Source organism: Soonwooa buanensis (genome assembly GCF_900167905.1).
Lineage (GTDB): Bacteria > Bacteroidota > Bacteroidia > Flavobacteriales > Weeksellaceae > Soonwooa > Soonwooa buanensis.
On the sequence record NZ_FUYZ01000004.1, the window covers coordinates 1 to 19,116 of the forward strand.

16 protein-coding genes are annotated in these 19,116 nt (G+C 35.9%); 8 read left to right on the plus strand and 8 right to left on the minus strand.

Going from position 1 to position 19,116, the window contains the following annotated elements; genetic code table 11:
* Positions 1-232 precede the first annotated feature (232 nt).
* Positions 233-727, minus strand: coding sequence for a Smr/MutS family protein (locus B5X62_RS07095; RefSeq protein ID WP_079666729.1), 495 nt, complete (start codon positions 725-727; stop codon positions 233-235).
* Positions 724-1,218: a metallophosphoesterase family protein gene (locus B5X62_RS07100; protein ID WP_079666730.1), complete on the minus strand. Its 495-nt coding sequence runs from the start codon at positions 1,216-1,218 to the stop codon at positions 724-726. The genes B5X62_RS07095 and B5X62_RS07100 overlap by 4 nt, the downstream gene beginning before the upstream one ends.
* Before the next feature lie 522 nt (positions 1,219-1,740).
* On the opposite strand from B5X62_RS07100, the gene truA reads away from it, so the two are divergent.
* Complete coding sequence (gene truA / locus B5X62_RS07110; RefSeq protein ID WP_079666732.1) at positions 1,741-2,478, plus strand: tRNA pseudouridine(38-40) synthase TruA; 738 nt, start codon at positions 1,741-1,743, stop codon at positions 2,476-2,478.
* A gap of 3 nt (positions 2,479-2,481) precedes the next feature.
* Positions 2,482-4,239 (plus strand): ABC transporter ATP-binding protein, encoded by a 1,758-nt coding sequence (locus B5X62_RS07115; protein ID WP_079666733.1) that lies wholly within the window; start codon positions 2,482-2,484, stop codon positions 4,237-4,239.
* 74 nt (positions 4,240-4,313) lie between these two features.
* Here the strand turns inward: B5X62_RS07115 and B5X62_RS07120 are convergent, their stop codons facing one another.
* The 4 genes from B5X62_RS07120 to B5X62_RS07135 all read right to left on the minus strand — a co-directional run bounded on the left by B5X62_RS07120 (position 4,314) and on the right by B5X62_RS07135 (position 8,993).
* Entirely contained in the window at positions 4,314-5,507 is a 1,194-nt protein-coding gene (locus B5X62_RS07120) for an efflux RND transporter periplasmic adaptor subunit (RefSeq protein WP_079666734.1), read from the minus strand.
* 24 nt (positions 5,508-5,531) lie between these two features.
* Positions 5,532-6,803 carry an ABC transporter permease gene (locus tag B5X62_RS07125; RefSeq protein ID WP_079666735.1) on the minus strand — a complete coding sequence of 424 codons (1,272 nt, stop codon included), beginning with the start codon at positions 6,801-6,803 and terminating at the stop codon, positions 5,532-5,534.
* A 242-nt stretch (positions 6,804-7,045) separates the two neighbouring features.
* Complete coding sequence (locus B5X62_RS07130) at positions 7,046-8,275, minus strand: ABC transporter permease (RefSeq protein WP_079666736.1); 1,230 nt, start codon at positions 8,273-8,275, stop codon at positions 7,046-7,048.
* A 28-nt stretch (positions 8,276-8,303) separates the two neighbouring features.
* Complete coding sequence (locus B5X62_RS07135; protein WP_079666922.1) at positions 8,304-8,993, minus strand: ABC transporter ATP-binding protein; 690 nt, start codon at positions 8,991-8,993, stop codon at positions 8,304-8,306.
* 144 nt (positions 8,994-9,137) lie between these two features.
* On the opposite strand from B5X62_RS07135, the gene B5X62_RS07140 reads away from it, so the two are divergent.
* From B5X62_RS07140 to B5X62_RS07165, 6 genes are all read left to right on the plus strand, one after another.
* Positions 9,138-10,493: a TolC family protein gene (locus tag B5X62_RS07140; RefSeq protein WP_079666737.1), complete on the plus strand. Its 1,356-nt coding sequence runs from the start codon at positions 9,138-9,140 to the stop codon at positions 10,491-10,493.
* A gap of 66 nt (positions 10,494-10,559) precedes the next feature.
* Complete coding sequence (locus tag B5X62_RS07145) at positions 10,560-11,189, plus strand: NUDIX hydrolase (protein ID WP_079666738.1); 630 nt, start codon at positions 10,560-10,562, stop codon at positions 11,187-11,189.
* A gap of 50 nt (positions 11,190-11,239) precedes the next feature.
* Positions 11,240-12,043 carry a lysophospholipid acyltransferase family protein gene (locus tag B5X62_RS07150; RefSeq protein WP_079666739.1) on the plus strand — a complete coding sequence of 268 codons (804 nt, stop codon included), beginning with the start codon at positions 11,240-11,242 and terminating at the stop codon, positions 12,041-12,043.
* A gap of 213 nt (positions 12,044-12,256) precedes the next feature.
* Positions 12,257-14,035, plus strand: a complete 1,779-nt coding sequence (locus B5X62_RS07155) for a sensor histidine kinase (protein WP_159447636.1) — start codon at positions 12,257-12,259, stop codon at positions 14,033-14,035.
* 8 nt (positions 14,036-14,043) lie between these two features.
* Positions 14,044-14,643 carry a response regulator transcription factor gene (locus tag B5X62_RS07160; RefSeq protein ID WP_079666741.1) on the plus strand — a complete coding sequence of 200 codons (600 nt, stop codon included), beginning with the start codon at positions 14,044-14,046 and terminating at the stop codon, positions 14,641-14,643.
* A 38-nt stretch (positions 14,644-14,681) separates the two neighbouring features.
* Positions 14,682-16,019 carry a UDP-N-acetylmuramate--L-alanine ligase gene (locus B5X62_RS07165; protein ID WP_079666923.1) on the plus strand — a complete coding sequence of 446 codons (1,338 nt, stop codon included), beginning with the start codon at positions 14,682-14,684 and terminating at the stop codon, positions 16,017-16,019.
* Positions 16,020-16,313: 294 nt separating this feature from the next.
* Here B5X62_RS07165 and ybaK read toward each other — a convergent pair whose 3' ends face one another.
* Positions 16,314-16,787: a Cys-tRNA(Pro) deacylase gene (gene ybaK, locus B5X62_RS07170; RefSeq protein WP_079666742.1), complete on the minus strand. Its 474-nt coding sequence runs from the start codon at positions 16,785-16,787 to the stop codon at positions 16,314-16,316.
* 164 nt (positions 16,788-16,951) lie between these two features.
* The gene (locus B5X62_RS07175) at positions 16,952-19,009 is read right to left on the minus strand and encodes a TonB-dependent receptor plug domain-containing protein (RefSeq protein WP_079666743.1); all 2,058 of its coding nucleotides are present in this window, start codon (positions 19,007-19,009) and stop codon (positions 16,952-16,954) included.
* Between the last annotated feature and the right edge of the window lie 107 nt (positions 19,010-19,116).

A 19,116-nucleotide genomic window follows, 5' to 3' on the forward strand; every position in this document is an offset into this window, starting at 1 on the left:
GCGGCGCTCAGCTCGATAAGATTAAAAAATGACCTTGCAATTTACTTCCAAAGAAAGGTTGCGGAAGGAAAAAACAAGATGTCTATACTCAACGCAATTAGAAACAAAATTATACACAGAATATATGCTTTAATAAAAAACGAATCTGTGTATAATTTTAATTTGCATATGTCATAGAAATCGAAGAGACGCCGCCGAGAAAAGATAAATACTATATACTGATGTAGTTATGTTATTTAAAAATAAGCTCGATACTGCCAGATTGATGGTAGAAAAATCCGTCGTCATCATATTCTACATCGGCTAAACCGCGGATTACGTCATAGACCATATTTTGTAAAACGCCATCGCCAATTCCGTGGATGATTATCATACGTTTTAGCTTGTGTTTTCGACAAAACTCGATAGATTCTTGTAGCTTCTCTCTCTGAATCATCAGTCGTTCAAAAGATTCGTAGTCGTGAGGATTTTTGACAAGATTTTCGAAATGTAAATCGATTCGAAATGCTTCTTTTTTATGCTTTTTGGAAACTGGTTTTGTGTTTTCCTTTTTTACAGAAACTTTGATGTCATCATAAAGACTTTTATCTAAAAGCAAGACTTTATCTTTTGGAAAGAAATAAACAAAACCAAATTCGTCTTTTACATCGTAACCATTAGGTTTAACCGATGTTATGTGCCCACGAAGATCGTCATCCAAAATACTTACTGCGTCTCCGATTTTCATTTTGGTCCGAGTTCTATTATTTCTAAATCTTTGATTTCTGATCCGACAATTGAGAAGCGCATCATTGTGCGGACTTTGTGCCAACCTTGCTTGCCACAAGCACCTGGATTAAGATGCAACAATTTATTTTTCTCATCGTACATCGCTTTCAAAATATGCGAATGCCCAGAAATGAATAATTGCGGTTGTTCTTCCGCAATATGTTTTTTAGCAAGTGGCGTGTACTTGTTAGGATAACCACCAATGTGGATCATTAGGACTTTAACATCTTCGCACATAAAAGTGTTGACTTCTGGAAAGATTGTTCGGATTTTGGCTTCGTCGATGTTGCCGTAGACGCCTCGTAGTGGTTTTAGTTTTTCGAGTTCTTCAATGACTTGCATACTTCCAAAGTCGCCAGCATGCCAAACTTCGTCCACGTCTTTGGCGTAAGATATAATCCGATCGTCGATGTAAGAGTGACTATCAGAAAGCAACAAAATCCTTTTCATACAGCAAAGGTCTTATTTTTTCCTGAGTTTTGAAAATGGATTTTTTTTAATGATTTTAATAAGCAGAAATGTCTGTATTAAAAAGGCTTTCAGGGTTCTGAACCCTGAAAGCCTTCTTGTCTTCTACCACGAATTTTGCGTTAGGGATGGAAGCGGTATCCTTTGGGGTTGGATTGAGGCGGCGGAGCGTAGCGGAGCCGTCCGAGCGACAAACCTAAAGATAGAGCGGACAGCCCGACTTTTTTTGCGATGGCTAAAGTTTGGGCAAAAAAGGAATGCCCAAAAAGTTAAGAGACTGTTTAAATTCTATTGCTAAAATTTTTATAAACAATTTGAGATAAATTTTTTGCTTAATATTTGAAGATTTATCGGGATAAATCGAGAATATTAAGTGGAAAAGGTGCTCAAAGAGTTATAAAATTTAGCAAAGAAGAGTTGATGTATTTTTAAAAAAAAATATTTCGGTAGAATTTTAAATGGGCTCTAAGGTTAATTGAAAAAAAATCAGGAAATTTGCAGCAGATGCGATACTTTATAGAATTTGCTTACGATGGCGCACCATACTTTGGTTATCAGGTACAACCCAACCAAATTTCGGTTCAAGAAACTTTGGAAAAAGCTTTGTCAACCTTATTGCGAGAACCGATAAAAACGACAGGAGCGGGCAGAACGGACACTGGCGTACACGCCAAAAAGATATTTGCACATTTTGATTTTGAAGGCGAATTGATGGACAATCTTGTACATCGACTTAATAGTTTTTTGCCTGAAAGTATCGCTGTTAAAAGAATTTTCGAAGTTAAAAGTGAGGCGCACGCAAGATTTAGTGCGACTTACAGAACTTACAATTACTTTATATCAACGGAAAAAGATCCGTTTACAAAAGATTTGGCGTGGCAACTTTGGCGCAAAAAATTAGATGTTGACGCTATGAATGAAGCTTGCAAAATCCTTTTTGAATATTCGGATTTTACGAGTTTTGCGAAATTACATACCGATAACAAAACGAATATTTGTAAAATCTATCAAGCGAATTGGGAACAAAACGGAAGTTTGTTGAAATTTACGGTTTCGGCGGATCGTTTTCTTAGAAATATGGTTCGAGCAATTGTTGGGACAATGATAGAAGTTGGCGATGGGAAGTTGAAACCCGAAGATATGCACCGCGTTATTACAGAGCAACATCGCAATTCTGCGGGGACATCAGCACCTGCGCACGGATTATTTTTAGTAGATGTTGGCTATGATTTTTTAGATTAAAGAATGGAAAAACAAAATACTTGGCAGATTGTCAAACGACTTTTTATGATTGGGATGAAGTTCCGGTCATGGTTTATTTTGACGTTGATTATCTCCATTTTGCTATCGTTGGTGTCAACTTATCGTCCGTATCTAACGATGGAAATTGTTGACAACGATATTACACGCCTAAAAGATACAGGCTTGATGATGAAGCATGTCTACATCCTTATCGGATTGGTGATTGCGGAAATGTTGCTGAATTTTTTCCTTGTTTATTTTTCGAATTTTATTTCGCAGAATGTCATCAGAGACATTCGTGAGCGGTTGTACAATAAATTAATTTATTTCAAAACTTCTTTCTTTGACAAAACAGCTTTGGGACAGTTGGTAACGCGCGCTGTTGGTGATGTCGAAACCATTGCTGTGGTCTACACAGACGGTTTTTTGATGGTTTTTGGCGACATTCTTAGATTGGTTTTTGTGCTGGTTATGATGTTCCAAGTGAATGTGGAACTAAGTTATATTTCGTTGGTGATTTTACCGTTGATGGTCGTTATCACAAGGTTCTTCCAGAAACGATTGAAGAAAGCATTTGGTGACGAAAGAAGTTGGACAGCCATCCAAAATAGTTTTGTGCAAGAGCGACTTTCGGGGATGTCGATTATTCAGGTTTTTAATCGTCAAGAAGCGGAGTTTAAGAAATTTGATGATATTAATATTCAACTGAAAGCGGCTTTGCTGAGAACAGTTTTTATCTTCTCTTTATTCTTTCCAGTTGTTGAATTAATTTCGTCCTTATTTATCGGATTCATTCTTTTTTATGGCGGTTTTATCGAGGTTAAAGCTGGGGTAATTATCGCATTTATTCAGTTTATCAATATGTTGATTCGTCCGTTGAGACAGATTGCAGATCGCTTCAACAACATTCAACGAGGTTTGGTTGGCGCAGAACGTGTACTTGGCGTGATGGACGAAAATAACGCGATGCCGAATGATGGTAAAATTATTAAACACGAATTTGCTGGACAAATTGAGTTTAAAAATGTTCATTTCTCTTATGATGAAAAACAAGAGGTTTTAAAAGGGATTAGTTTTAAAGTTAATCCTGGCGAAACCGTTGCTATTGTTGGCGCAACTGGCGCTGGTAAATCCACGATTATTAGTTTGATTACGCGTTTGTACGATATTAATTCTGGTGAAATTTTACTCGATGATATCGAAATCCGAGATTATGAATTGTACAATCTTAGAAGCCATATCGGTGTTGTGTTGCAAGATGTGTTTTTGTTCCACGGTTCTATTTTTGAAAACTTGACATTGGGCGATGAAAGCATTACTTTGGAACAGATTAAAAAAGTGGCGAAAGACATTGAAGTTCACGATTTTATCGAAAGTCTTCCTGGTGGATACGACTATGTGGTGAGCGAAAGAGGTTCTTCCATTTCGTTAGGACAACGTCAGCTTTTATCATTTTTAAGAGCTTATTTGTCGGATCCTAAACTTTTAATTCTTGATGAAGCGACGTCTTCCATTGACCACGAAAGTGAAAAATTAATACAACGCGCCACAGAAAAAATTACGCAAAACAGAACGTCAATAATCATCGCACATCGACTTTCGACCATCGAAAAAGCGGACAAAATCATCGTGATGGAAAAAGGTAAAATCGTTGAAGAAGGCAAACACGACGAGCTTCTTGCACTTAATGGTTATTATGCTTTGTTGTATAATAATCAATCGCGTGATTCGGAAAGTGCAGAAGATATTGAGGAAATTTAGAATCTATTTAATCATTACAAAATAAAAAAAGCGACTTCTCTCGAAATCGCTTTTTTCTTTATAACAACTGAAGTTTATTTTTTCTTTTCTTTAAGTTCTTCTTTGTCTTTGTCAGAAGGATTCCAGACTTTAACTTCTGCATTTTTATCAATGCCAGAAAGGATCTGAACCTTCACGCCATCACTTGCGCCAAGTTTAACATAGACTCTTTTGAAGCTTCCGTTTGGCTGTTTTACTTCAACAAAAGATTTGTCAACATTGTTTACTTTTTCATACTGAATCAAAGATTCGTCAAGTAACAAAGCATTTTTTTGACTGCTCAATACAACTTCACCGTTCGCACTAAAACCAGCGCGGATGTATTCGTTAGTTTTATTGTAAACATCGCCTTCTACAGCAAATTTTATCGTACCAGTTTCTTCCTTACCTTTTGGTGCAATCAGCGTCAATTTACCAGGGAAAGTCTTGTTTTGAAGTGCGCCAATCACGATGTTCATGTCCATACCTTCTTTTAGTTTTCCGGCTTGCGCTTCGTCAATTGTTCCTTGGAAGATTAATGAACCCAAATCTGCAATCGAACAAATTGTTGTCCCAGGGTTAAAAGCATTGGCTTCGATAACTTGGCTACCAACTTTCACAGGAATTTCTAAAACTGTTCCTGCAGCTTTTGCACGGATTTGTGTTGTTGCCATACCTTGCAATTCTGGCGTTGCTCCAGTTTTTACAATTTGTAATCTTTTTTGAGCCGCATTCAGTTGTTGATTTGCGATTTTTTGTTGCTGAACTGTGGATTCATATTGTTGTTGCGCCGTGATATATTCTTGTTTAGAAATCACACCTTGCTTAAACAATTTATCTTGCATCGCAAATTGTTTTTGCTGATTCGATACGTTGATTTGGGCATTTTTAACCTGAATCTGCGCGTTGTTGATATCTTGCATGGCACCATTAACGTCTGACACTGTTGGGATAATTCTCAAAGTTGCTAAAAGCTGACCAGCAACCACTTTGTCACCTTCTTCAACTTCGATCGCAGTGATAATTCCCGACATATTGGGTTTAATCTCTATTTCTTCGCGCGGTACAATTTTACCCGTTGCCATTACTTTATCTTCAAGCGTCGATATCGATGGTTTTCTAGTTAAGAAAAGCTCTTTTTCTGAAGAATTCGATTTAATAAGATAGCTAACGCCCATCGCCAAAGCTGCAAAGACAATAAGTCCAAATAGGATGTAAAGAATCTTTTTGATGTTGAACTTCTTTTTCATTATAGTAGTTTATTTATTTAAAAATTATTCGGTTCTTAAGGCTTCGATTGGTCGTATTTTAACAGCCCGTTGTGCAGGAATCATCCCGATTAACAAGCCTAAAACCAACATAATCGCTAATGCCGAAAATACATTACTGTAATCAACCGTTGGATTATAAAATGGGAAAGTGTCATTATTTTTCGTTGCTAAATCGAGTCCCATCAGTAGGAAAATCCCGAACAAAAATCCGATAAGTCCCGATGATAAGGTGATAACAACACTTTCTAATAAAATTTGGTTTCGGACTTCACTTGGTTTTGCACCTAGCGCTCGACGAATTCCGATTTCTTTAGTTCGTTCTTTAACAGTAATTAAAAGGATATTTGAAATCGCAATAACGCCCGCCAAAATCGTCAAAGTTCCGACAACGATGGTCAAAAATTGCATTCCAGTTAAGAAGCCTGTCAACTTTTTGAAAGCTTCGCCAAGGTTAAAACTTCCGTAAGCATTGGTGTCTTCTGGTGAAGCGTGATATTCTTTTTTAAGTTCGTCTTTTGCTAGATTTTCAACAATTTTAACATCAGCGTCAGGTTTACTCACAATTGCAAAAAAGTCGACAACATCGCCCGCATTATACATTTTGTTATAGGTGCTAAACGGGATGTAGGCTGATTGATCACTTTCTAGCGGACCGCCAGATTTCCCAACACGGAAAACGCCAATCACCGTGAAAAACATGCCTTTTATGTTAACCGATTTCCCAATTGGGTTTTCGCTTTTATTAGCATCAAAAAAGTTTTTATAAATCTCTTCACCAATCACCGCAACATTTTTGCTACTCGATACATCAGCATCGTTAATGTATCGTCCGAAAAGTAATTTTTTTTGCGAGATTAAATTCCCAACAGGAAAGTCACCAGTCAATACATAAGTTGCCGACTTGCCATTTCTAGAAATTTGTTCGGGTGGATTTCCAAAATTTCCGCGGGCACTTTGTGGCGAGATATAATCGATTTCCGTGATTTTTGATTTTAAAAGTTCAATGTCTTTAAGGTGAAGTTTCATCGTTCTACCTTTCGGAAAACCATCAAACGGAATAGTCGTGTTCTGTGCCCAAAGGAAAATTGAATTGGTTGCAAATCCCGCAAAAGCTTTGTTGAAACCGTTTTCCATACCTTTTGCTGCACCCAAAAGACTGACGTACAAAAACATGCCCCAACCTACGCCAATCATGGTGAGGAATGTCCGAAGTTTATTATTACTCAACGAATAATAAATCTCCTGCCATGTATCTAAACTGAATAAAATTTTCATTCTGTGGTCGAAGCTTTTTGTTTTTATTATTAAATTTTAAATGCCAGTCTCATGAGATTTTACATTTAAAAATTCGATTTTATTTTAAGTTATATTTTAGTAATCGTCAGTTCGAGTAAAAATCTAAGAGATTTTGTATCGAGAACTTTTATCAGAAAATCACTTTTAGCTCTCGATATGATTTTTACAAAATCTACTCGAACTGACGACATTTTCTTTTTATCTTTTCTTTTTTAAAAAAATTATTCTGCTCTTAGGGCTTCAATAGGTTTAATCTTAGAAGCTCGATAAGCAGGGATAAATCCGGCAATTGCGCCTGCAAAAATCAAACAGAAAAATGCGGTCGAAATTAGTCCCCAACCAACCGATGGATCGGTGATGAAATAATCTTCCAAACTATCGCCTATTAATTTTAATGTTAAAACACCAACACCAACGCCTATCAATCCCGAAATTACCGTAATTACAATACTTTCTTGAAGAATCAAAGCGACAATTCCTGCTGGTTTAGCGCCAATCGCTTTTCGGATTCCGATTTCTTTAGTACGTTCTTTAACAATATATACCATGATGTTGCTAATCCCAATAATTCCAGCTAAAAGTGTCCCAAGCCCGATAAACCCTACAACCGCCGAGATAACGAACATAAACATAAAAGATTCTTGGTTGTTTTTAGCATTATTTCTCACAATTACCGCTTGCTTGTCATTAGGCGAAATGCTGTGGCGGTCTTTTATTTTTTTCTCAATTTCATCACCGTATTTTATGGCTTGGTCTGGTGACATTTTTTGATCATAAGACAACATGATGGTACTCAAACTATCAGATCCTTTTTTCATCTGTTGTAAAGTCGAAAGCGGTACAACTACATGACGCTCGTCCCAGTCGCCTCCTGCGTCCGAAAAGACGCCAACCACTCGAAACATCGTCCCGTTAATCTGAATCATTTTCCCGATTGGGCTTCCATCTTTGATAAGGTCACGCTGCACCATTCGCCCGATGGATGTTACATAAGCTTTGCGGTCGATATCCATTGGGGTTATGTAACGACCTTCCATCATGTTTCGGTTTTCCAAAAACTTTTCATCAGGATTAACGCCTTGTATTTGATAAGTTCCACTTTCGCGACCGTATTTTACCATCCAATTGGCAGTATATCGAGGCGATGCATATTCGGTTCTACCTTTTGCATTTTTCTCGATATCGTCAAAATCTTTATTGTCAAGTGTAATTGTTCTGTTAGATTGCAAGCCAGCGTAAGCTTCTGAGGTACGACCCGTAAAAACCATGATAAGATTAGCTGCGTCTCTTGTAAAAGCCTGTGCAAAAGAGTTGTTAAGCCCATTACCAATACCGAAAAGAACAATGAAAATAAATAATCCCAAAGCTACAGTAAAGCCAGAAAGCACCGTCCGCAACACATTGCTACGAATGGAACTAAATATCTCCTGCCAACGGTCTATGTCAAACATATTTACTTTAGTTATTTAATTTTAATTCTTATAAAACGATTTGTTTAATAAACTCATCGCTTTCGATTTTGCCATCTTTTAAGACAACATTACGTTTGGTTTGTGCGGCAACATCAGGTTCGTGGGTTACGACAACAATCGTTTTTCCTTCGTTGTTAATGTCTTGCAAAAGCTTCATGATATCATGCGTCGTTTGCGAATCTAATGCACCAGTTGGCTCATCCGCCAAGATAAGTTTTGGTTCGGTGATTAGTGCGCGAGCAATCGCCACACGTTGTTTTTGTCCACCTGACATTTCGCTTGGTAGGTGGTTTGCCCATTGTCCAAGTCCAACTTTTTCGAGATATTCTAATGCTTTTTGGCTTCTTTCTTTACGACCAACACCTTGATAATATAATGGAAGTGCAACATTTTCGACTGCTGTTTTATAATTAATCAAATTAAAGGATTGAAATATAAATCCTAAAAACTTGCTTCGATATTCTGCTGCGCGACTTTCTGTCAAATGTTTGATCGGGACGCCGTCTAGTTCATAAATACCAGTGTCGGCTTCGTCGAGGATACCGATAATATTCAATAATGTAGATTTTCCCGAACCAGAAGAACCCATAATCGATACAAACTCACCTTCCGAAATATTAAGGTTGATACCTTTCAGAACATGTAATTTGCTCTTACCAATATCATAGGATTTGTTGAGTTCTTCAATTTTTAAAATTAAATTCGACATATTCTCGGCTTATATTCTAATAGGTAATTGAGATTGTTAAAAAGTTACAATTATTTTCAAAAAAAATATTTTTTTTAATTATTGCGTAACAATTTATCAATTATTGAGTCTTATTGTGTATAAACTATTATTATGACACTTCGTAATGTATTAGCAGCTTCGGTAATTTGTTTTGGCGTTTTTGGATATGGTCAAAAGATTTGGACTTTGCAAGAATGCGTGGACTATGCAGCAAAAAGCAATCTTCAGGTTATCCAAAATTCTTACAATAAAAAAGTACAAGAATCGAATTTAACGATTGCAAAAAAAGAATATTTACCGAATGTTAGCGGAAGTATTTCTAATACGGCGACTTTTGGACAAAGCCAAGATGTATTTGGAGTGTCGCAACGTAATGATAATTTTAATAACAATGCGAATGTCGGTGCTAATATTTTGGTATATAACAATGGACGTTTAGAAAAGAATATTCGAAAAGTTCAGTTTGATGTCGAAGCTTCGCAGTTTGATGTGGAGACGGTTCAGAATAATATCTCGTTACAAATTGCGCAACAATATTTAAGTATTTTATTAAATAAGGAAATTGTTAAAATTTCGCAAAGCGCTTTGCAAAATGCCCAAAAATTACGTGATCGCGCAAAAATAACTACCGATGTTGGGACAACTGCACAAACGATCTTGGCAGAAGCTGACGCTGCTTTAGCTAGAGAAAAACAAAATCTAAAAGTGGCGGAAGTTAATCGTGATAGAAGCCGATTTGCGCTTGCTCAACTTTTGATTTTAACCGATTATAAAGAATTTGACGTTGCTGATGTTCCGATACTATTTGATCCACAAGCGCCAGATTTGGGTGTCGAGCAAGTTTTGGACAAAGCCTACGGAAATCAACCTCAGATAAAAGCTGCTGAAAGCCGTATCAAATCTTCGGAAGCCCAAACTGAAGTTGTTAAAACTGCTTTTTGGCCGACGATTACAGCTAATGCAGGAGTTGGTTCGTTTTATTTCAATTCTTTAGCAACCAACACAGTTGGGATTAACCCAGATGGTACGCCAATTAAAGAGCATGGTTTTTTCCAACAATACAAAGATAATTTTGGTCAACAAGTTGGGATTTCTGCAAACATTCCGATTTTTAATAAAGGTATAACGAAGCTACAGGTAGAGCAATCCAAAATCAACCAAGACATTGCAAAAAATAATCTTGATCAGCAAAAATTGGATGTTAAACAAAATGTACAAAAAGCAGCTTTCGACGCAGATGCTAACTATCAAACTTTTTTAACATCTGTAGAAGCGGAAAAAAGTACCAAGCTGGCTTTAGATTTTGCAGAAAAAAGTTATGAAGCTGGTCGTACAAGCATCTATGATCTCAATATTGCTAGAAATAATTATGCAAATGCGCAGGGAAGCGTTGCACAAGCGAAATTCAATTATTTATTTAGTCAAAAATTGCTAGATTTCTATTCAGGAATTCCTTTAAGTTTATAAATAAATTTCTTTAAAAAGTTAAATTTTAAGCTTTTGATTTGTTTATTATTTGATTAAATTTGAGACATGCGAAAGTTTGGAAAAGATTTATTAATAAATCTAAAAAATGCTGATTTAAAGGGCGAAGATGCGCATTGTATCTATTCGCCAGCTTACCGACCACTGTTTTCTTACGATGATATTTTGACCAAGAATCCTAAGTTTGCGGCGGTTAATATTTTGTTGTACTTAAAAAATGATGAGTGGTATTTCCCATTGATGGTGCGTAGCGAAAATGAGCACGATCGCCATAGTGGGCAAATATCTTTGCCAGGAGGAAAGCGGGAAGAGCAAGACCTTAATTTTGCTGATACTGCGAAACGCGAAACCTCAGAAGAAATGGGTATTGATCCGCATTACATCAGAATTATTCGTGAGATTTCTCCGATCTATATTCCGCCGAGCAATTTTTATGTTCATCCATTTATTTCGTTTACTAAAAAAAATCCAACTTTCATTTTACAAGAGAGCGAAGCTGTAGAGTTAATCGAGTTTCCGGTGAGTTCTTTATTGGCGTTGCCAGACAAACCAAAAATGATGACAATGGCGACCAGCAGAGGATACGACGTTCCTGTTATCGATTTTAATGGTTATCTTATTTGGGGTGCAACCTCAATGATTTTGAGTGAGTTTAGCTTGTTATTGAAAAATGTTTAAATTTGCGCTTCGAAAAAAATCAGACTAGCGCTGAGTTATAACTGCAAAAAATGGCGAAAAAAAATATTTTTACTGACTCTTTTGGGAATATCTATGTCCTCAAACGTTTTATAATTTTTATATTAGGTTTGGTGTCGTATCGCCGTTTTAATGGTTTTAATAAACTAAAAATTACAGGTTCCGAAAACCTTGTTGATCTACCAAAAACCAATGTGCTTTTTGTGTCGAATCACCAAACTTATTTCGCTGACGTTGCTGCAATGTACCATGCATTTTGCTCAGTTAATAACGGTTATCTTAACACCATCAAAAATCCAATTTATCTGTTAAATCCCAAAGTTGACTTCTATTATGTTGCTGCGGAAGAAACGATGAACAAAGGACTTCTTGCAAGAATTTTTAAAATCGCAGGTGCGGTGACTGTTAAAAGAACTTGGCGTGCCGAGGGACAAAATGTTAACCGAATGGTTGATATGAGCGAAGTTGAAAACATCATGAAAGCCTTGGATAATGGTTGGGTAATTACTTTTCCGCAAGGGACAACGTCTGCTTTTGCACAAGGGAGAAAAGGAACCGCTAGATTAGTGAAAAATCAAAGACCAATTGTTATTCCGATAAAAATAAACGGTTTTCGTAGAGCTTTTGATAAAAAAGGTTTGAAAATAAAAGTCACTGGGACTAAACCAACTTTGGAGTTTAAACCTGCTTTATATATCGATTACGACAACGAATCACCTGCAGAAATTCTTGACAAAATTATGGTCGCAATTGAGCAAACGCCCGAACACAACTTACTCCACGAGTACGATGAAGAACTAAAAGCCCAGAAAGCTAAGGACGATCCTAAAGCCTAATAAATCAAAAACCTACGAAATTTTCGCAGGTTTTTTTTATTAATGTAAATACCTAATATTCGGTATGTTGCATATGTGAATATATGTTTAGATTTACATATGTTCTCGTATAGTCGATTTTTCATATTTTTTTTAATTATCAGTTGTTCGTTTTTCTTCGGACAACAAAAGTCTCGTGACACTTTTTTAATTAAAGGTGCTAACTGGGAGCAGATGGCTGACTATGTGAGTTTTTTTGAAGATAGGTCCCACAAGCTTTCCCTAGATGAAGTTTTGACTTTAGAGCGCAATCATCAGTTTAGAAAAAAGAAAGAATATCGAGTATTCAACAGTAGATATACAAGATCAGACTTTTGGTTTGTCCTTCCTATTAAGAATGTAAGCGAAAAAGATTTGCAATTGGTTTGGAGTTTTTACAATAACAATTTCAATGTCGATTTTTATGATATAACGAAAGCGAATAATGCGACACTATTAGCTCAAGTTTCACCAGAACAAATGATTGATGAAAGGCCTTTTGACTCGCGTGCTTTATGTCTGCCTTTTACTCTAAAACCAAAAGAATTCAAAAAAATTCTGGCTAAAATTAATATTACAAATGCTAATCAAATCTATTTTTTGTCGGACGTTACAACGGTAGAAGATATGTTATTTTGGGAGCAAAATTATGCCATGACAGTTGGGCAATTTTTGGGATATTTTGGCTTCATGTGTTTATTTAATATTTTCCTTTTTTTTATCTTAAAACAAGAGGTGCATTTATGGCATGGTTTCTATGTTTTCAGTATTATTTTGTTTACACTTAACGAGAACATTGTAGATGTTCTACTGCTACCAAAGTGGCTTTATCATTTTCTGTTGAATTTCCCTAAGATGTTTTGGCTGCTGGTTTCGTTGATATTTTGTATAAAAGTTTTTCAGTTATTTACAGATCAAAAAAGGAATTTTCCTAGATTATACAGGGTTCTTTTTTTCTGTCGGAATTTGATTATTGTTACGGTTGTCGTACAATTTTTATTGTGTGTTTTTTTGAATGTGCAAGACACAATCGCGTACGAGTTTTCGATTTTTTCTGATTCTTTATTACTGGTTGTATCAATTTTGGTTTTCGTTTCAATAATTTATCAAAGTATTAGAGGCGATAAGAATAGTATCTATTTTCTAGTAGCATCACTTTTTATTTTAATAGCATTTATCAATTATATGCTAGATGCCATATGGCAAATGCAGTTATTCTACTTTCAGCCAGGAAATATTTTGGTTGGTATGATGGTGGAAGTTTCTCTCTTGACAGCCATTTTTATAGTAATAATTGTTAAACAAAGTCGAGAGAATAGGAAACAGTTTGAAGTGAAAAGTATTGAAAATCAGAAGCTCTCCAAAATGATGCTTAATTTACAAGAAGAAGAACGTAAAGAGATTGCACAAGAAATTCATGACGGTGTTGGAAGTCATTTATCTGGATTGAAATTATATATTCAGAATATTTTTGAATCTAAAAAACCAATTGAAGAAGATGTTAAATCTGATATTTTAGGACAAATGAAAAACATTTATGAAGACCTAAGGAATATTAGCCATCAATTGATGCCAGCTTTTATAGAAGATAGCAAGATTAATGATTTGTTGACGAATAAATTCGAACAATATCAAAGACAGTTTCCGAACATCAGATTCGGATTTCAGGAAAATATCGAAGGTGCAAAACTCTCACAAACAGAGCGTTTGCACACTTATAGGATGATTACTGCGCTGGTCGACAATGCGATAAAACATTCTGAATGTACAGAGATTAACTGTCAAATTTATTATGAAGACAAGCATCTCGAAATAACGGTGGAAGATAACGGAATTGGTTTTAATCTAGATTCGGATTTTTCAGGAATCGGATTAAGATCTGTAAAAAGTCGCATCAATTATCTTAAAGGCAACATTAATATCGAAAGCAATAAAGATGGCAGTATATTTATCATCAGCTTACCAATAAACTAAATAACATCATGAAAACTCAATTTATAATCGCCGATGATCATCCTATTCTCGTCAAGGGTATTAGCGATATTATCAAAGAGCATCAGCTAGGCGAAGTCATTGCCACAGCGAGTAATGGTCGAGAGTTACTTCAAAAACTTAACTCTTGTCATCCAACATTTATTATTTTGGATATTAATATGCCTGAGTTAAATGGACTAGATGCCGCTTTAAAGATTAAAAATTTATACTCGAGTATTCCGATTTTGGTGGTTAGCATGAACGAAGATTTGACCGTTATTGAAAAGTTGAAAAAAATAGGAGTCAACGGTTTTATTCCGAAATCTTTTGAAAATGAAGATTTACAAACCGCAATTAATCAGATTTTAAAAGGAGAAGATTATTTCCCAAGTAGTATTAATTCTAAATTTTTTCAGAAAAAGCAATTAAGTCAGCGCGAAGTTGAAATCATAAAACTCATCATCGATGGGAAAAGTAGCCGCGAAATTGCAGAATTATTAAAACTAAGTGTCTTTACCGTTGATACCCATCGCAAAAATATTGGTCGAAAAACAGGTGCTAAATCTGCTCTTCAACTCAGTAAAATAGATTTAAATGAGCATGTCTAGACTAATTTTTAGTACTTTTGTTTCAAATTAAAATTGAATTGAAAACGCATTTTATTGCAATCGGAGGTAGTGCGATGCACAATTTAGCGATTGCGCTTAAAGATAAAGGATATCAAGTAACAGGTTCGGACGACGCTATTTTTGAACCATCGCGTTCTAGACTAGAAAAGAAAGCAATTCTTCCCGCAGAGTTGGGTTGGTTTCCAGAAAAAATAACATCTGATATCGACGCTGTTATTTTAGGAATGCACGCGTACGCTGACAATCCAGAATTGGCAAAAGCTAAAGAATTAGGTCTTAAAATATATTCGTATCCCGAATTTTTGTACGAGCAATCCAAACAGAAAACACGAGTTGTTATTGGCGGTTCTCACGGGAAAACGACCATTACATCTATGATTTTGCATGTTCTTAATTTTAATAAAAAGGACATCGATTATATGGTTGGTGCACAATTGGAAGGTTTCGATTGTATGGTGAAAATCACTGAGGATAACGATTTCATGATTTTGGAAGGCGACGAATATTTATCTTCAACGCTTGATCCAAGATCTAAATTTTTGTTGTATCAACCAAATATCGCTCTTATTTCTGGAATCGCGTGGGATCATATCAACGTTTTCAAAACCTTTGACGATTACGTTGATCAGTTCAGAAAATTTGTGGCGAGTATTACGCCTGGCGGTGTTTTGGTCTATAACGAAGAAGATGCTGAGGTTGTAAAAGTTGTAGAATCTGCAGAAAATTATTTCAGAAAAATCCCTTACAAGACGCCAGACTACGAGATTGTTGACGATACCGTTTATTTAAAAACCGAAATGGGCGATATTCCGTTGTCGATTTTTGGAGCACATAATTTGCTAAATCTTGAAGGCGCTCGACATATTTGCCAACAACTGGGCATTATGGAAGAAGAATTCTATGAAGCGATTATGAGTTTCAAAGGTGCTTCTAAGCGTTTAGAAAAAGTTGAACGTCCCGATGGCGGAACTTTATACAAAGATTTTGCGCATGCACCGAGCAAGGTAAAAGCTGCTGTTAAAGCTTTTGTAGAACAGTTTCCTAACAAAACTAAAAACGGATTTTTAGAGCTTCACACCTATTCGAGTCTTAACCCGATTTTCTTGGAGCAGTACGACCATGCGATGGACGGATTGGACAATGCTATTGTTTTTTATTCCGAAGACGCTTTGAAAATTAAAAGAATGGAAGCCATTTCTCCAGATTTTATCAAAGAAAAATTCAAAAATGAAAACTTGAAAGTTTTCACCAATGCCGATGATCTTCATCATTATTGGGCGACTTTGGACAAGAAAGATGGCGTCTTTTTGATGATGAGTTCTGGTAATTTTGGAGGACTTGATTTAACAAAATAAAATTTAAAGAAGAATTATTTGGGCGTGTCCCTCGTATTTTTCCTTTACCAAACCTCATAGGTTTTTAGAAACCTATGAGGTTTTCTTTTGCCAAAATCCTCGGGTCGGGCTCTTTGTTGCAATCTTTGAGCTTGGCGCTCGGACGGCTCCGCTATGCTCCGCCGCCTCACGCCAAGCCAAAGGATTTCCACGTCGATCCCTCACGCGGGATGTAGTGTTATAAGACAAGAAGGCTTTCAGGGTTCAAAACCCTGAAAGCCTTTTAATAGTTCACATTAGTTTTTGATAAGAAATTTAGCTACACAAATCAGCAAAACTAGCTTCGGTAACAATTTGTAAATCCTTTGGATTCAGAATAATCTGCAAACCACGTTTCCCAGCACTTATGATAATTTCGTTTTCGAGAGTTGCTATTTCTTCGATGTAAGTTGGGAAAGCTTTCTTCATACCAATCGGCGAGCAGCCACCTCGGATATAACCAGTTGTCGCTAGTAAATCTTTAAGCGGAAGCATTTCACAGTTTTTGTTGCCTGACGCTTTTGCTAGCTTTTTGAAATCCAATTGCGCATCACCCGGAATAACAGCCACCAAAAAAGGATCTTTTTGACCTTTCAGTATTAAAGTTTTATAAATTTTCTCCGCCGAAATTCCTAAAGATTCTGCCACGTGTTCTGCGCTGAGGTCGTTTTCGTCAACCTCATATTCTCGAAGTTCGAAGGCGATGTTTTGCGATTCTAAAATCCGTACAGCATTTGTTTTCTTAGACATTTTCGAATATTTAAAACTAAGTTTTTTTGTTTTTTAGTTATGAGTTAACCATAAAAGGCGTAGCTTAATTCAAGCTTACAAAAGAAATTTTTTTTTGTGAACTTTATTTTTTATGAGTAATCTTTACGCTTTTGTGGTTTAATAATATTTAATAAAACCTAAATTTAAAACTTTTTTGATTTTAATTCCCATTTCACACCAATAAAACTTCGGATGCCTTGCATAGGTGCATAACCATAAGTCGTATCAAAAGTATAATGGTTTGGGTTGTTTGCAGTATCATCAATCTGTTGGTCGAACGGATCATTTGGACGCATAATTGGATTTTTTGGTCGGAAGTTCAAAAGGTTTTTTACACCTGCATAGATTTCAAAATGCTTGAATTGCTTCCTAACCTGAATATTCGCCAATGTAAAAAACGGAGAATATTCTGGTCGAAAGTCGTTTTCCAGAATCGGCAAACGCATCGGTCCATAAAATTGTCCCGTGAAATCAGCAATCCAATTATTTGGAAAATAATAACTCAAATTATAGATGCCACTCCATTTTGGAGCATGCAATTGTTGTATTTTTTCATTGTCCGATTTTTGATAAACATCCATGTAGGTAAGTCCTAAATTTATTTTTAAAGGAGAAGACCAAAGTAGATCCATATTTAATGACAAACCTTTAGAAATGGCGTGACCATCCAAGTTTTCAAAAATAATTTTATCAGGATCGGTATCAAAATCACCAATAATTTTATTCGTGAAATAAGAATAAAAACCAGACAAATCGATATTGATTTTAGAATCTCCAATCGGGATTTTAGTTAAATAATTTGCAAATGCGTTGTAGGATTCTTCGGGTTTCAGGTCTTCGGAAATTACAACATCGCGAGAACCTGTCAAAGCAGCATGATCTTCTGTAAAAACATGTACCACACGAAATCCTTTACCAAAACTTGCTCGGAAAGTGTGATTTTCGTTAGGATTAAATTTCCAAGCCAAACGTGGCGAATGGATCGCGCCATGTTGATTATCGTAATCTAGTCGATAGGCGAGAAGTAAAGCATTCGATTTCGAAACTTGCCATTCGTCTTGTAGAAAAGCGCCGTAAAGATTTCGGTTTTGTAAAGACGATGTAGCTAGATTGGTTTCTGTAGCAACAGTATTGTCATCATAAGAAGTCAATTTTGTTGTAATGCCAGAAGTTAATTGATGTTTTCCTAACCTTTTCAACCATTGGATTTGACCGAAAAAGACTTGTTGTTCTGCCAAAAACGATGTGTCGCCATAATAAGAATCTTGATGATGATAATTATAAGACCATAATGTTGTGATGTTTTCGGAAGTTGGTAAGTCGTACAATGCAAAAGCTTCCACACGGTTGGTATAGATGCTTTCGCCATAGATTTGGTCACTTCCACGATGTGTTTTATCCCAATTTAATTCACCACCGAAACGGTCTTCATAATAATAACGTAATCCTAGACTTGCTTTTTTGTTTTTATTTCTTTTAAAATTCCATTTATTAAAAACAGAAATTCTGTGTTGTAAAGGCGTATCGGTAAAGTTGTCTTTATTAAGATCGATTCTGTTTCCAAAATAAAAATGGTTGAGACTCAGTAGACTCGATATTTTAGGATTAATTTTAAAACTCGTCGCTAAATCGAGATTCAGTTCTGCATCCGACGAAGAGGAGTAGTCAAGGCTTAGTTTTGGGGAAGTTAATGGATTTTTTGTAATGACATTAATGATTCCGCCCATAGCTTCGGCGCCATAAGTTGCGTCGGCGGGACCTTTTATAACTTCAATGCGCTCAACCAAATTGCTTGGTATTCCGCTAAGTCCGTATACAGTTGATAATGAACTGACAATTGGCATTCCGTCGATAAGCATGAGCGTGTAAGGACCTTCCATGCCGTTGATGTGGATGTCGCCCGTATTACATACAGAACAGTTAAGTTGAGGTTTGACACCGTTAATCATCGCCACCGAATCGAAAATGTTGTTAGTATTACTTTTTCGTAAAAAAGCCGATGAATAGACTTCTATTGGTATAATACTATTCGTTTTCTTTTGTGGTCTTTGATGTTTAATAATGTTAACGCCTTCTATTTTTTTCGAATTAAAAGTTGGGCCTACAGCTAATGTATCACTGTCAATTTGCAAACTATCAAGCTCTTGCGAATATGAAAAAGCGGATAAACTAAGTGATAAAATTAAATAAGTTTTAGTCATATTATTTTAAAGTTAGACAAATCTAACAAAAATATTTGAGTAAGAAAATTTATTCATAATTTTTAATGTTTAATAACTGCTCGAAAATGATTAAATTTGAAAAAAGC